13 protein-coding genes are annotated in these 14537 nt (G+C 70.6%); 7 read left to right on the top strand and 6 right to left on the bottom strand.

Annotated elements, in window-relative coordinates; all coding sequences use genetic code 11:
* Window positions 1–336: WD40 repeat domain-containing protein (locus tag ABZX61_RS62530; RefSeq protein WP_355211954.1), on the top strand; the 336-nt coding region annotated here is incomplete at its 5' end.
* Window positions 337–509: 173 nt separating this feature from the next.
* Here the strand turns inward: ABZX61_RS62530 and ABZX61_RS62525 are convergent.
* On the bottom strand, window positions 510–1667 hold the full coding sequence (locus ABZX61_RS62525; protein WP_355211957.1) for a WD40 repeat domain-containing protein: 1158 nt from the start codon (window positions 1665–1667) through the stop codon (window positions 510–512).
* Window positions 1668–1917: 250 nt separating this feature from the next.
* On the bottom strand, window positions 1918–2691 hold the full coding sequence (locus ABZX61_RS62520) for a DUF4328 domain-containing protein (protein ID WP_355211951.1): 774 nt from the start codon (window positions 2689–2691) through the stop codon (window positions 1918–1920).
* 100 nt (window positions 2692–2791) lie between these two features.
* On the opposite strand from ABZX61_RS62520, the gene ABZX61_RS62515 reads away from it, so the two are divergent.
* Window positions 2792–3037: a hypothetical protein gene (locus ABZX61_RS62515; RefSeq protein WP_355211948.1), complete on the top strand. Its 246-nt coding sequence runs from the start codon at window positions 2792–2794 to the stop codon at window positions 3035–3037.
* A 1014-nt stretch (window positions 3038–4051) separates the two neighbouring features.
* On the opposite strand, the gene ABZX61_RS62510 is transcribed toward ABZX61_RS62515, so the two are convergent.
* A complete protein-coding gene (locus ABZX61_RS62510; protein WP_355211946.1) occupies window positions 4052–7312 on the bottom strand; it encodes a BTAD domain-containing putative transcriptional regulator in 3261 nt (1086 codons plus the stop codon).
* Between the two features lie 102 nt (window positions 7313–7414).
* On the opposite strand from ABZX61_RS62510, the gene ABZX61_RS62505 reads away from it, so the two are divergent.
* Entirely contained in the window at window positions 7415–7846 is a 432-nt protein-coding gene (locus tag ABZX61_RS62505) for a hemerythrin domain-containing protein (protein WP_355211943.1), read from the top strand.
* A 42-nt stretch (window positions 7847–7888) separates the two neighbouring features.
* Window positions 7889–8314: a DUF4267 domain-containing protein gene (locus ABZX61_RS62500; protein ID WP_355211941.1), complete on the top strand. Its 426-nt coding sequence runs from the start codon at window positions 7889–7891 to the stop codon at window positions 8312–8314.
* A 108-nt stretch (window positions 8315–8422) separates the two neighbouring features.
* Here the strand turns inward: ABZX61_RS62500 and ABZX61_RS62495 are convergent, their stop codons facing one another.
* The 3 genes from ABZX61_RS62495 to ABZX61_RS62485 are packed head-to-tail and all read right to left on the bottom strand — an operon-like array spanning window position 8423 to window position 11152.
* On the bottom strand, window positions 8423–9559 hold the full coding sequence (locus tag ABZX61_RS62495; RefSeq protein WP_355211938.1) for a mandelate racemase/muconate lactonizing enzyme family protein: 1137 nt from the start codon (window positions 9557–9559) through the stop codon (window positions 8423–8425).
* Complete coding sequence (locus ABZX61_RS62490; RefSeq protein ID WP_355211936.1) at window positions 9556–10491, bottom strand: dihydrodipicolinate synthase family protein; 936 nt, start codon at window positions 10489–10491, stop codon at window positions 9556–9558. Before ABZX61_RS62490 ends, ABZX61_RS62495 begins: the two co-directional genes overlap by 4 nt.
* Window positions 10478–11152 (bottom strand): GntR family transcriptional regulator, encoded by a 675-nt coding sequence (locus ABZX61_RS62485; RefSeq protein WP_355211933.1) that lies wholly within the window; start codon window positions 11150–11152, stop codon window positions 10478–10480. The genes ABZX61_RS62490 and ABZX61_RS62485 overlap by 14 nt, the downstream gene beginning before the upstream one ends.
* A 177-nt stretch (window positions 11153–11329) precedes the next feature.
* Between ABZX61_RS62485 and ABZX61_RS62480 the strand changes: the two genes are divergently transcribed.
* The 3 genes from ABZX61_RS62480 to ABZX61_RS62470 are packed head-to-tail and all read left to right on the top strand — an operon-like array spanning window position 11330 to window position 14501.
* The gene (locus ABZX61_RS62480; protein ID WP_355211930.1) at window positions 11330–12688 is read left to right on the top strand and encodes a sugar ABC transporter substrate-binding protein; all 1359 of its coding nucleotides are present in this window, start codon (window positions 11330–11332) and stop codon (window positions 12686–12688) included.
* A complete protein-coding gene (locus tag ABZX61_RS62475) occupies window positions 12685–13599 on the top strand; it encodes a sugar ABC transporter permease (protein ID WP_355211927.1) in 915 nt (304 codons plus the stop codon). The genes ABZX61_RS62480 and ABZX61_RS62475 overlap by 4 nt, the downstream gene beginning before the upstream one ends.
* The gene (locus tag ABZX61_RS62470) at window positions 13596–14501 is read left to right on the top strand and encodes a carbohydrate ABC transporter permease (RefSeq protein WP_350734160.1); all 906 of its coding nucleotides are present in this window, start codon (window positions 13596–13598) and stop codon (window positions 14499–14501) included. Before ABZX61_RS62475 ends, ABZX61_RS62470 begins: the two co-directional genes overlap by 4 nt.
* The last annotated feature ends 36 nt before the right edge of the window (window positions 14502–14537 follow it).

Here is a 14537-nt window from a genome sequence, read left to right as displayed (position 1 = left end):
GTCGCGGCGGTCGCCTGGTCGCCGGACGCGCGCACGATCGCCGTGTACGAGGACGGCCCCCGGATCCGGCTGTGGGACGTGGCCGGCAAGCGGGAGCTGGGCGTCGTGTTCGACGGCCTGACAGAGTCGGTCGGCAACAATTCCTGGCTGGGCTTCTCCCCGGACGGCACGAAGATCTACAGCCTGACGTCCGACGGCACGCTGCGCACCCACGACCTCGACGAGCGGCGGCTGGTCACGCAGGTGTGCGCCCGCGCCGGTCGCGCGCTGTCGGCCGAGGAGTGGCGGACCTACCTGGCGGGCATCGAGCCCTTCACGGTGTGCCCCGCCACCTGACCTGCACGGATGGGGCGTGGCCGGCGGTCCGGGGTCATTCCCCGGCGAGTCGCCGATCGACGCTGGTGAGCAGATCATCGATCGGTTCGCAGGCGGTGCAGCGCCACAAGCGCACGGTGCCGTCCCCGTGGGCGGTGGCCGGCAGCGCTCCCTCAGGGGAGAACTCGACGCTTTCAACGGTGGCGGCGAACCCGTCGCACCGTCATGGGAGGGGCGGCCACGTCGGTGCGCCAGATGCGGGCCGTCCCGTCGTGTCCTGTTCCCGCCACCCATCGCCCGTCGGGGCTGAAGGCGACGGACCACACCATGTTCTGGTGGCCGCGTAACACCAGAGGCTCGCCTCGGCCAGATACAGGGCAGATCCGTACGGTGCCGTCCTGCCCGCCGGTCGCCAGCCGGAGCCCGTCCGGGCTGACGGTGACATCGCGGATCTGCTCGGCGTCCGCCTGCCGGACCAGAGTCGCCGCCGCGCCGGTGAGATCCCACACACGTAGCGTGCTGTCACGGCCGGCGCTGGCCAGCCACCGGCCGTCCGGGCTGAACTCGGCGCTCCACACCACACGCTCGTGGCCCCGCAGCACCACCGGCTTCGTATCGCCGCCCGTGTCGGCGACCCGTATCGTGCCATCGGTGGCGGCGCTGGCCAGGCGCCTCCCGTCGCGGCTCACGGCCAGGCCCACCACCTCGCCGTCGTGCCGGTCCAGCACGCGATTGGTGCCGGCAGACCAGTCCCAGCTCCGGACGGCTCCGTCCACACCTCCGCTGAACACCCGCCGGCCGCTCGAATCGAAGGCCGCCGTCCACACCTCCTTCTCATGGCCGCGCAGCACCGAAACGAGCCCCATGCCTGCCGGATCCCAGACGCGTACGGTCCCGTCGTCGCCCGCGGACACCAGCCTGGTCCCGTCAGCGCTGAACGCCGCGCCCCAAACGACCCGCTCGTGACCACGCAGCACGAGCGGATCCCCGGTTCCCCCCGGGGACCAGATGCGGATCGTGGAGTCGTCACTCGTGGTGGCCAGCCGGTGCCCGTCACGACTGAAGGCCAGCCCCTCCACCGCGCCTTCGTGTCCGTACAGCACGACGGGCGGCGTGTTCCCGCCTGTTTGCCACACGCGCGCCGTGCCGTCGACGCTCACGCTGGCAAGCAGGCCCCCGTCCGGGCTGAACGCCACGTTCTTGATCGCCCCGGTGTGTCCGCGCAGTACTCGTGGCTTGCCGTGTCCCTTCAGATCCCACAGGCGTACGGTGGCGTCGTGGCCGGCGCCGGCCAGCAGGCGTCCGTCGGGGCTGAACGCCACTACCACGCTCACCCCCTTGTGCGCACGCAGAATCCTCGGGGCGCCGGCGCCCTGGCGGAACGAAGCCGCAGACTGTTGGATTCAGCCCGAGGAAGTGGTCGCCGTCGTGGATGAAGGTGAGTGACCGGTTGACCGTGGAGAAGCGCAGCGGAACGACCATCCGGCCGCCAGTCAAGTCCTCTCGCGGGCGCTGGCTCCGCAGTCGGCCTCATCGGCGCGGCCGATGAAGACCGCCACGGTGATCGCCTCGTCACCCGGTTGGCGCCCGGCGGAGCAACCGTCAGTGCCCCGGGTAGCCGCCGGGAGCGCCGGGAGCCATGCCGCCGAGAGGCATGCCTTCTGAGGGCATGCCGGCGGCGGCTGAGCGGTGCTCCTCCTGGGCCTCGGTGATCTTGCGGATGACACCGATCGCCAGCACGGCCGCGATGAGCATCAGCGCGATACCCACCACGTCGAACCGCGCGGCGGCGGCCAGCGGCTCCAGCTCGTCGGCCTTGAACAGCAGGCGGCCGGCCACGTTGGCCACCCAGGTGCCGATCAGCCAGGCCGCCCACCAGGCGTTGAACAGCCCCCGAGGAGGCGAGGGAACGCGGGCGGAGGCAGACCAGATGTCGTCCACGATCTGCTTCGGGAACCAGAAGTTGACGATGGGCACCATCCAGCCGAAGATCAGCCACGGTTGGCCGCGCCGGTGGCCGCCGGGTGAGAGGATTTCGGCGTTCGCCCGGACCCTGAACAACCACACCAGGAACGCCACGATGGCCACGACGTAGACGATCGTCTCCAGGATGCCGGACAGGCCGTAGACGAGATCGCCTGTGTCGATCTCCGCCTCGGGCACGGAGTCGACGTCGGCGATCATACGGTCCACAAGCGAGGCGTACCAGAGATCGATCACGGCCGCGACCATCCCGATGAGCGAGTCGCACACCAAGGCCACCATGGCGAAGATGGCGACGCCGCGGACCGGGCGTAAGGGCATCTGCGGTGGCGGGTAGCCAGGGTAGGAGGGGGGTGGCGGATACATGGCGCGGCCCTTTCTGAATCGGGGCATACCAGTATGTCGGGTAAGCAACCAGGAAAGGATCATTGGGTCCGGCCCGCCATCCGCTTGTGATGAAGTCGGGATTGTGCGCTGTCGGTGATGGTCTTCGGTGCGCGCGATCCTGGTATGGCGGGAACACGGCGAGCAGCAACTGTCGCCGATGAAGGCCCCGGCCGAGGTGTCGGAGCTGTGCTCGGCCGACCAGTTGGCCGCCCTGCGCGCTTGGGCCGAACAGCTGACTGGTCAAGCTTGTGCCGATGCGCTGGCGCTCATGGCTCTGACCTGCGGGGTGAGTCCTGGCGAGCTGGCCGCCGCACGCGGCGGCCACCTGCGCCGTCTCCTCAGCCGTCGGTGACGCAGGTCATCATGGGGAAGGCCAAGATCGATGGCGCGTACGCACCTGCCGGCGTACCGGCAAAGGGGAGCGGATCTCGACCGCATGTGGCGGGATCTTCGACAGCTTCAGCACCCTGCCGTACTGATCCGCCGGGTATCCTTCGAACCCCAGCTGACCTCGGCTGGCGTCGGCGGCAGCCCGAGCGTCCCAGACGCTGACGCGCAGATCGGGGTCGTGCTCTAGCCAGCCTTCGAAGTCGTCAGGATGGCCGGCGACCTGCTGCAGGCCATCCCCAGCACGACCGTGCTGCCCAACCGGGGCAGCCCCCGGGACTTTGATTTCCTCTCGCCGACAGAAAGAGTTGAACCACTCCGCTGGAAACCGTCCGAACCAAAGTGTGGTGCCGCAGGTCAAGATCTGTCCAGGCCGTCAACTTCATCCGGAAGAGACAGCGAGAAGTAGCAGTGCCCCTTCGGCTGTTCGGCCTCCCGGATCGTGGTCAACGTGGCCGATCTTGGTTAGCTGCTTGCCGATTATGCGCCGCTGCCCGCTGGTGCCAGGCGGCGCGCTCAAGATGTTGGTCGATGAGCCCGATTTCAAGGGGGGCGCATTGCCGCTGCAGTGCCGCGGCCCTGTCCTTGCAGATCGCCACCCGCCTGACCGACACCCGGGAGGTTACGGGGGTGAGCGTGGCGACCGGATGCTCCGGGCCGGTGATGGCGGTCAGCCGGGTGAGGGGCTCGGCGTAGCCGGCACGGGTGGTGACCGCGGTATGGGACGCCAGGAAACGCTCAACGGCGGCCGCGACCGGCGCGACGATCGCGGTCGGGACGCCGAGGGCGGAGTCGGGCTGGCCCGGGGAACGCCACGACGGACACGGGGATGCCCTCCTCAACGTCGATGTGACACCTAATGTTGCCGAGTCGCCCGCGGCGCGGCGGAGGCCGAGCTGGGCGGAGGCGATCCGACGACAGTCGGCGTGACAGATAATGCACCTTCTGTGTCACAGGCGTGCGGCGCCGTGGGCAGAGGCTAGGTGGTCGTTCGCAACCGGGCCTCGGCGGCCCAGTGGGGTGCGTTCCACCGGTCGGCGATGGTGGCGGCCTGGGTGAAGTGGGCGGCGGCCTCGGTGCGGCCCAGGAAGAGGGCCAGCTCGCCGAGGGTGTGGGCGACCGGGCGCAGCGCCACCGCCAGGCTCGCGGCGCCCGCCGGAGGGCCGTTGCGGTGCGGAAGCAGCGTCGCGTAGATCTCCTCGGCGGCGTCGCGGTCGTTGAAGGCGACGATGGCCATCGCGCGCAACGTTGTGAGGAAGGTGAAGAAGAAGTCGGGGCGGATCGGGCTGGGTGACGCGCGGACCGCGCGGGCTTCGGTGTCCAGGCCGTTGGCGTGGAGGGCGAGCGCGAGCAGGTCGGAGGTCATGGGGCCGAGCGCGGTGTGGAGGGCGCGCACGTCGTCCAGGTGCGCACCGAGCGTGCCGTCGTTCAGCCAGATCGTGGCCAGGGCGAGTTGGAGAAAGCCCGTGCCGTGCACCGATCCGGCGCGCCGCATGCCCTCGTCGGCCCTGATGTAGAAGCGCTCGGCGTCGGCGAATCGGCCTTCGACGAGCGCCAGGGTCGCCAGCGTGATCTCGGCGACGGCGATCGCCTCGCGCATTCGGTAGGTGCGCGCGAGGTCCAGGGCCTCGGTGGTCGCCTGGCGCATGGTCACCGGGTCGTTGGCGGCGGCGGCGACGGTGGCATGGTTGATCAGCCCGGTGACGCGGTAGACGGGCAGGTCGTGCTCGGTGCCGATCGCCACGAGTTCTCGGCAGAGCTCGGCGTCGCCGTGGACCCGGGCCAGGCTCTGGAGTGCCGCGGCCCGCAGCCGGGGTCCGGTGGCGAGGTCGAGTGCCTCCTGCGCTGCCTCCAGAACGGTCGGGTCGTCCTCGCCGACCAGTTCGTCCACGTACGCCGTCAGGAGCCGGGACCGCACCGAAGGGGTCAGGTCGCGCTTCAGCAGGCGGCTCAGGCGGTCGACGATGGACCGGTCGACCGTGCCGTACATACGGGCCTGCCAGGTGGTCGGCTCCGTCCACGCGGTGAATGCGGCGATCATCAGGTCGTCGCGGCCCAGGGACTCCGCGTACTCAACAGCTTCACGGCGGGTCTCGCGGGCGGCTCCGACGGCTCCCGCCCGGATCTGCGCGCGCAGCAGCCTGCCGAGCAATTCGATGCGTTCGTCCGGTCCGGTCGAGTTGGCGACGGCGTCGGTGAGGAGGGCAGCCGCCACGTCGTGGGCGTAGCGGGCCTCGGCAAGCTCGGCGGCCTGGACGCAGTAGCCGACGGCCTTTGGTGAGCCGGCGCGCGCGTAGTGGTGGGCCAGCGCCGCGATGTCGTGGGTACCTTCAAGAGCGGCGGCGATCCGGGCGTGCATGCGGGCTGTGCGGAGGCGGCTGAGGTCGGCGATGAGCGTGTCCCTGACGAGGGCGTGGACGAAGCGGACGCGTCCGGGGGCGGGCTCGTTCAGCAGCCCGGCGATGACGCCCGCGTCCAGCGCGTCCATCACGCCGTCCTCGTCGGTGTCGGCGGCCTTGACGAGGACGTCCACCGAGCTTTCCCGGCCTGCGACCGCGGCCAGCCGGAGGATGGACACGCCTCCCTCGGGCAGGCGCGCGAGGCGGCGGCGGAGGACGTCCCGTACGCCTTCGGGTACCTCGGAGAGGGCGACCAGCGCGCCTTCGCCATTCAGCAGCCGGGCGCTTTCGCGCACATAGAACGGGTTGCCGCCGGTGCGCTCGGCGATCCCCGCGATGGTCTCCTCGTCGGCCTCGCATTCGGTCCGTACGAGCTCCGCGACGGCCTCGTCGTTCAGCCCCGGCAGCGCCAGGCGGAGGGGTGTGGCGCGCGCGAGGGAGGCCAGCGTTTCGGTGAGGTGCCCGCTCTCGTCCGCGCGGTACGCGGCGACGACCAGGATCGGGGCCCGCATGCCGAGGCCGCCGCCGAGCAGCTCCAGCGTGGCGGCGTCCGCCCAGTGCAGGTCGTCCAGCACGACGGCGACCGGGCGTTCCGCGGCGACCGCCGCGAGCCATTTCCACACGGCCTGGCGCAGGCGGAACCGTCCCGCGGTGGCGTCGGCGTTCACCGGCTCGGTGTCGGTGAGCAGCGGCGCGAGGCCGTCGGCGAACTCGCCCGGGGACGTGACCGCGGCAACGGCTCTCAGCGCCTCGGTCCAGGCCCACGCGGGCGGCGCGCTGTCGACCTCGGGGCAGTGGCCGACGGCGACCAGCCATCCGTCACGTTCAAGCCGCCTGCCCAGGTGTTCCAGTAGCGTCGACTTGCCGAGCCCGGCCTCGCCGGTGACAAGGGCGATGCGGGCGCCGTCGGTGGTGGCCCCGGTGGCGGCCCCGGTGGCGGCCCCGGTGGCGGCCCCGGTGGCGGCCTCGGCGGCGGCCGTGACCAGTGCCGACAGTTCCGCCTCGCGTCCGACGAACGGCGCCTCGGTGATCGGAGCCGGCCGCGGCAGCGGTGCGCTCGGCGGTGGCGGGGGCACGGTCTCGCGCAGGACGTCCGTGCGCTGGGTGAGGATCGCCTCCTCCAACGCCGTCAGGTCCGGGCCGGGGTCGAGCCCGAGCTCCTCGGCGAAGATGCCGCGGGCGCGGCGGAGCGTCGCGAGCGCGTCGGCTTGGCGGCCACTGCTCCACAGTGCCAGGGCGTGCAGCCGCCAGCCCTCCTCGCGCAGCGGCTCATCACGGGTGAGCCGCTCGGCCTCGGGGACCACCGCGGCAGCGTCGCCGGTTCGCAGACCCGCCGCGACGTGCAGCTCGGTGGCGAGCAGGCGCAGCTCGTTCAGCCGGGCCGTCTCGGCGGCGGCCCACGGCTCGTCGGCGACCTCGGCGAACGCCGGTCCCTGCCACAGCCCCAACGCTTCGGCGAGCCGGGACCGGACGGCACGCGGGTCGGTGACCGTACGGGCCTGGTCGAGCAGGTCCTCGAACCGCCACGCGTCCACCGACTCCGATGGCAGCCGCAGCGCGTAGCCGGGCGACGCGCTCACCAGCAGCCGGGCCGACGTGCGCGGCGGGCGCCCGGGCTCCAGCAGCCGGCGCAGGTTGGACACATACGCCTGCAAGGACATCAGCGCCCGCGCGGGCGGCTCCTCGCGCCACAGATCCTCGATCATCCGATCGACCGGCACGACCTGCCCACGCGCCGCCACCAGCAACGCCAGCACGCCCCGCTGCCGCGGCCCGCCGAGGTGAACGGCCGCACCGTTCACCTCGGTCGCGAACGAGCCCAGCACCCGGATGAAAACCATGATTCGCACATCGTACGGGGACGGTTCCAAATCGGCTCCAAGCCCCCTCCAAATACCCGGGAGCAGCCTGAACACATCGCCACCGAAGAAGGGCAGGAACAGATGAGCGTCAACACCCAGGACATGGAGATCGTCCACCGCGCCTTCCGGCGCGAGTCGCGGCTGTTGATGGAGCTCGTCGCGGCGGTCGCCCCGGGTGACACCGCTCGCGCCAAAGTGATCGCCGACCATTTCCGCGACTACCGGCTGGGACTGAAGAACCATCACGAGGGAGAGGACGAGCTGCTGTGGCCGCCGCTGCTGTCCCGGGTCGATCTGGAGGCCGACATCGTCCTGCGCATGGAGGCACAGCACGAGCGCGTCGCGGCCACGCTGACCAGGCTGGACGCCGCGGTCCCGGCGTGGGAGGCCGCCGCCGGGGCGGACGAGCGCGACACGCTCCTGTCCGCCCTTCCCGCTCCGGTACGCGGCATCTGGCACATCATCGGCCGCCCCCGCTACGCCCGCCACATCAGCCGCGTCCGCGCCGCCTGACCAGACCCCACAGAACTCCCAAGCCCTCGCAGGAGAAGAACAATGTCACTGAAGAAGATCAACACCGTCCTGACCGCCGCCTTCATCCTCTTCATCCTCTGGTTCGGGACGGATTTCATCCTGAGCCCGGAGACGACGGCGCCGGGGTTCGGCCTGCCGGGCTGGCCGTCCGGCGACGGCGGCGGCTTCCTGATCATCAAGGGAATCCGCGACGTCGTCCTGGCCCTGGTCCTGGGCATCCTGCTGGTGACGGGCCACCGCCGGGCGCTGGGCTGGGTGCTGCTGGTGGAGGCCCTCGCCGCGTACGGCGACATGACCACCGTGCTGGCCCACCACGGCTCCGTGGCCACCGCGCTCGGCGTCCACGCCCTGACCGCGACGCTGATGGTGGTCAACGGCCTGCTGATGATGCGCGAGACCCGCAAGGTCGCGGCCGCTCCGGCGACGCCCGCCCCGCAGCCCGCCTGACGCTGCGCGGCAACGGTCCCAGGGGCGGTCGCCTACGGCATCCACGGCGCCCCCGCCGCGGTGATGCCGGCGATCAGCGCGCTCCTGGCGGATGACGACGGCGCGGTGTCAGCAGAACGCGAGGGACCCGTCCGGCCGGACGGGAACCCGGCGTTCCCAGTGCACGTAGTCGTCCTCCGCCAGGGAGTCCTCGTCGATGGTGATCCCCCAGCCGGGCCGGTCGGGCCGCAGCTCCAGGTGCCCGTCGACCGGCACGTACGGGTCCGGGCACCACCTCGTCGTCTCCGGCTTGTACTCCAGGATCGAGAAGTTGCTGCAGGCCGCGGCGAAGTGCACGTTGTGCGCGGTGGCCAGGGGCCCCATCGGGTTGTGGGGCGCCACCATGGTGTTGAAGGTCTCGGCGAGGGTCGCGATGCGCCGCATCTGGGACATGCCGCCCACCACGCAGATGTCCGGCTGGACGAGGTCGGCGCCCCCGTGGGTGAGCAGGTTCAGGAACTCGTGGGGAGAGTACAGGCTCTCGCCGGTGGCCAGGGGCACCTCCAACTGCCAGCGCAGGTGGCCCCAGGAGGCGAAGTGCTCCGGGCGGAGCGGCTCCTCCAGGAAGAGCGGGTCCATCGGCGCCAGGGCGTTGCCGAGCTGAACCGCCTGGTAGGGCTCGAAGATCTTGGCGTGCGCGTCGAAGGCGAAGTCGAACTCCTCCGGGCAGCACCGCCTGACCTCCTGAGCCCATTCCGCCGTCTCGGCGACGACGAGGCCCCAGCGTCTGGCGTGCAGGTCCGTACGGAACGGGCTCAGCTTGAAGGCGGTGAATCCGTGTTGCCGGTGCAGCTCGGTGGTCTGGCGGCGGCACTCGTCGGGGTCGGGCGCGGAGTAGAGCCCGCAGTAGACGCGCACCCGATCCCGTACGGCGCCACCGAGCACCTGGTAGACGGGCACGCCGAGCGCCTTGGCGGTGATGTCCCACAGCGCGTGGTCGATGGCGGCGATCGCCGCCAGCCCGAGCGCCCCCTGCGGGAACCTGGCGGTGCGGAGGAGGAGCTGGGACACGTATTCCACGCGCCGCGGGTCCGCACCCCTGATCTGCCCGCCGAGGTAGTCGAGCAGGGGGCCGAGCGCCAGGTCGGGGCCATGGTTGTAGGCCTCGCCCCAGCCGCTGACGCCCTCGTCGGTGTCGACGCGCACCAGCACCCGGGGACGATCGCCGACGCGCTGCACGAACGAGCGGAGGCCGCTGATCCTCATGACGCCGCCACGGGCAGGGGCCCGAGGTCGTCGGCCTTCGCCCACTCGGTGAGGATCCGCGCGACCTCCTGCCGTTCGGGTTCGCCGAGGACGGTGCTCGGCGCCCGGACCGCGCGGTCGCACAGGCCGAGCTGGTGCATCGCCTCCTTGACGACGCTGACGTTGTTGGCTCCGCCGTCGACCGCGCGCAGGTGCTCGAACCGCGCGATGTCGCGGAGCATCCGCTCCGCCGCCGGATAGCGCTCCTCACGCAGGGCGTCCCTGAGCCGGAGCGAGAAGGCGGGGTTGACGTTCACCAGCCCGGAGGTGAAGCCCTCGGCCCCGTGGACGGCGTAGGACAGCGCGTACGGTTCGGCCAGCCCGGCGATCCAGACGAACCGGTCGGGTCCTGTCTCCGCGCGTAGCTGCGCGAAACGGTTCACGTCCGCGACGGCGTACTTCAGGGCGATCACGTTGGGGCACAGGTCGCCCAGCCGCGTCAGCAGCCGGCCGTCCACCCAGGCGTTGCGCAGGTAGAGGACCAGGGCCAGGTCGGGCACCGCTTCGGCGATCTCCCTGTGATAGTCGAGCCAGCCCTGGGCCGACACGTGCGGGTGCACCGGCTGGTGCACCATGACCATCCGGATGCCGTGCGCCGCCGCGTGGCGGGCCTCCGCGACGGCGGTGGCGACGTCGAGGCCGATCCCGGCCAGGAGATGCGCCTCTCCCTGGACGGCCTCCGCGGCGGCCGTGATCAGCTGGAGCCGCTCCTCGGCGCTCAGGGCGTAGAACTCGCCGGTGTTGCCGTTCGGGGTGAGCACGTTGACGCCCGCGTCGACCAGGCGGCGCAGCAGCGAACGATACAGCGTGAGGTCGGGGACGCCGTCGGCGTAGGGCGTGACCGGGATGGCGACGACGTCGCTCAGGGCCCGGGAGAGCTCACCGAACCTCACGGCCGGCCTCCTTGATCTGCTGGAGCGCCCGCTCCTGGAACACGCTGATGTGCTGCAACACGAGCCGGGCCGCCTCGTCGGCCTGCCCGTTCAGTGCCGCCTCGAGAATCTGCCGGTGCTCCTGCGCCTCGTCCTCCCAGGAGGGACGCTGGGACCAGACGTTGACGGAGATGAGGGCCGTCTGGTCGCGCAGCTGGTCGAGCACGCCGACCAGCACCTCGTTGTCGCAGTCGGCGTAGAGGGCGCGGTGGAAGTCGCGATTGGCGAGGCTGCGGGTCACCTCGTCCGTGGCCTCGTCCGACTTGCGCAGGGCCTCGCGGGCGAGCCGGCCGCCGTCGCTCAGCCCGGCCTCGACGCTTCGCCGCACCGCGGCCGGCTCGATCAGGCACCGGGCGTCGAACACGCTCCGGGTGAGGCGCTCGTCGACCTTGCGGACCGTCACCCCGGTGTATTCGCTGATGGTGACCAGGCCGGCCCCGCTGAGCGTCTTCAGCGCCTCGCGCACCGGAGTCTTGGAGACACCGAAACGGCTGGCGAGCTCCACCTCCACGAGGGCACGCCCGGCCGGCAGCTCGCCGCTCAGAATGCCGCGACGCAGCGCTTCGAGGACGAGGGCCGTCCTCGAAGACGCTTTGATCGCGCCCAACGCTGTCTCACTCACCCGCGCTCCTTCACTTGTCATCGACCACCGCAACCGGCGCTCTGTCTGGCCGCCGGGGGGATCGGAGGGCATATGGCCCATTGTATAGAACCGACCATACCCTAAATCTCATATCTCATGTACCGTATGGCAACCGCACAGCGGAGCGCAGTTCTTGGTGAACGAGAGGAAAGACCCATGACCCGTCAGCACCACCCGGCCGAGGTCCTCGGCCGGTACGCCCTGTCCAGGCGCAGCTTCATCCGGACGGCGGCACAGGCCGGCGTCGCCATGGGTCTGGCGTCCGCGGTGAGCGCCTGCGGCGGCTCAGGCGGCGGCAGCGGCGGCTCCGTCACGCTGCAGTTGTGGGACACCGACACCCGCCCGGAGCGCACGGCCAACCTCAAGAAGCTGATCTCGATGTTCGAGGCCAAGAACCCCGGCATCCGCATCAACTACCTGGGCCTGCCCACCGACCAGTACATGCAGAAGATCAACACCGCGATCGCCACGCGCTCCACACCCGACCTGCTCACCCCGAAGGCGTCCGACCTCGCGGCCCTGGTGGCCCAGAACGCGCTCGCCCCCCTGGACGAACGCCTGAAGAAGGCCGGCCTCGAACAGCACATCTCCGAGCAGATGCTCAAGTCCTCCCGGGCCGCCGCCCCCGACGGCAAGCTCTACCTGACGCCCACCACCAGCCTCGCCGACGTGATCTACTATCGCGCCGACTGGTTCCAGGAGGCCGGGCTGAAGCCGCCGGCCACCTGGGCGGACTTCGACGCGGCCGCGAGCCGCCTCACCGACGCCTCCTCCGGCCGCTTCGGCTACACGCTGCGCGGCGGCAACGGCTTCTTCAGCCAGTTCGTGCAGATGGTCTATCCACGCGCGGGCGTGAGCACGTTCTTCCGCGAGGACGGGTCCTCCACGCTGGACGACCCCGCGGTCATCGCCGCCTGCGAGAAGTACGTGGCCCTGTTCGGCAAGCAGACCGCGCGCAGCGATCTGACCGCAGACTTCAAGACCATGGTGGCCCAGTTCGGCAACGGCGGCGCGGCCATGTTGAGCCACAGCATCGGCTCCTACCCCAACCACGTCGCCGCCCTGGGAGCCGAGAGGGTCGGCGCCGTCGCGCCCTTCCCCGGGCCGGACGGCCAGGTGCTGACCGGCTGGATGACGACCGGGTTCGCGATGTTCCAGGAGAGCGAGCATCAGGAGGAGGCCTGGAAGTTCCTCGCCTACACGATGGAGCCCGAGGGCAACAGCTTCTGGGCCCAGAAGTCCGGATACCTCCCGGGCAACAAGACGGTCGCGAAAGAGAAGTGGGTGACCGAGAACGCCGCCATGAAGGCCGCGCTGGACGCCGCCGCGAAGCCCGGCGTCGTGACCCTGGAACAGCCCTACTACCTGCCGGAATTCACCTCCATCACCGTCACCGACCTGCTTCCGGAGTGGCAGAAGGTGCTGCAGGGCAGCCTGACGCCCCGTGACTTCCTCACCGCCGCGGCCGCGGCCCTGACCACGGCCAAGCGCAAGTACGACAAGGAGCACGGATGAGCTCCACGACCGCCGAACCGCTGCACCGCCCGGCGGGGTCCCGGGCCGGGCACGCGTACCTGCTGATCGCGCCGGCCGTCGTGCTGGTGCTGGTCTTCCTGCTCTATCCCGTGCTCAGCGTCTTCTGGGAGAGCCTGCGCCACCACAACCTCACCCGGCCCCTCGACGACGGGTTCGCCGGCCTGGACAACTACCGGGCACTGCTGGCCGACGAGCGGTTCTGGCGGAGCCTGCGCTTCACCGCCCAGTGGGTGGTCGTGGAGGTGGGGCTGCAGTTCGTGCTCGGTCTGGCGCTGGCGCTGGTGCTGAACCGCACCTTCGTGGGCCGCGGGCTGGCCCGCGCCCTGGCCTTCAGCCCATGGGCGGTGTCGGGCATCCTCACGACGACGATCTGGATCCTGCTCTACAACCCCACCACCGGGATCGGGCACTACCTGGCGTCCATGGGCATCGGCGAGTACGGGACCTCCCTGCTGTCGGATCCCGACACGACCTTCTGGGCCCTGGTCATCGCCGAGCTGTGGAAGGGCATCCCGTTCTTCGCCATCCTCATCCTCGCCGACCTGCAGTCGGTGCCGCTGGAGCTGTACGAGGCCGCGAACGTCGACGGCGCCGGGCCGCTGCGCCGGTTCTCGGCGGTGACCTGGCCGCACATCCGCAGGGCCGTGATCATCGCCACGCTGCTGCGGGCGGTGTGGGAGTTCAACAACGTCGACCTGCTGTACACGATGACCGCCGGCGGCCCGGCGGGTTCGACGACCACACTGCCGCTCTACGTGGCCCAGACCGCCATCCACGACCAGGACTTCGGCTACGGCTCCGCGCTCACCGTCACGGCGTTCCTGCTGCTGACCTTCGCGTCCCTGGTCTACCTGCGCATCAGCTCCGGCGATTCCAAGGAGAGCAAGTGAGCCTCGCCACCCGCGACGACGTCGGGCGGGCCCCGGCGACACCACCGACCCGGGGGCACGCGACCGGCGCGCACGCGGCCCGCAAGCGGCGGCGCCCGGTCGGCGGCCGCCTGATGCTGTGGTTGCCGCTGACGTTGTTCCTGCTTTTCACGCTCGTCCCGTTGTACTGGATGGTGCTGTTCGCCTTCCGGCCGCCGGGTTCCACGGCCCTCGTGCCGTGGCCCATCACCTTGGAGAACTTCCGCAGGGTCTGGGAGGGCTCGGGTTTCGGCGTCTACTTCCGCAACAGCATCGTCGTCGCGGTCGCCAGCCTCCTCGTGTCGACGGTGATCGGCATGCTCGGCGGGTACGCGCTCGCCCGCCTCACCTTCCGCGGCAAGAACGTCTTCCTGGTCATCATGCTGTGCACGCAGTTCATCCCGGGCGCCATGATGCTCATCCCGCTCTTCCAGATCTTCAACGGGCTCTATCTGACGAACAGCCTGTGGAGCTTGATCATCGCCGACACTGTCTTCCACCTGCCGCTCTCCCTCGTCCTCATGGCGGGCTTCATCAGAAATGTGCCGGTCTCCCTGGAGGAGGCGGCTCAGGTGGACGGGTGCGGCCGGATCCAGGCGTTCTGCGCGGTCGTCCTGCCGCTGCTGAAGCCCGGGATCGTCGCCGTCGGGTCCTTCGCGTTCATCAGCGCGTGGAACAACTTCCTGTTCGCCATCATGTTCATCAGCTCGCAGGACCGGTTCACCGTGCCCGTCGGGCTGAGCTACCTGCTGGGGGAGTTCGGCACCGACTTCGGCGCTCTCGCCGCCGGGGGCCTGATCGCCGTCGCGCCCGTCGTCGTGCTCTTCGCGTACGTCCAGCGCTTCCTCATCCAGGGGTTGAGCGCCGGCGCGGTCAAGGGCTGACGCCGGTGTGCGGTTCGATGTGGGGAGTGCCCGGCC

The sequence above is a fragment of the Nonomuraea sp. NPDC003709 genome (assembly GCF_040610775.1).
Lineage (GTDB): Bacteria > Actinomycetota > Actinomycetes > Streptosporangiales > Streptosporangiaceae > Nonomuraea > Nonomuraea angiospora_A.
Note: the sequence above shows the minus strand (reverse complement) of the source record. Positions and strands in the feature narration are given on the sequence as shown.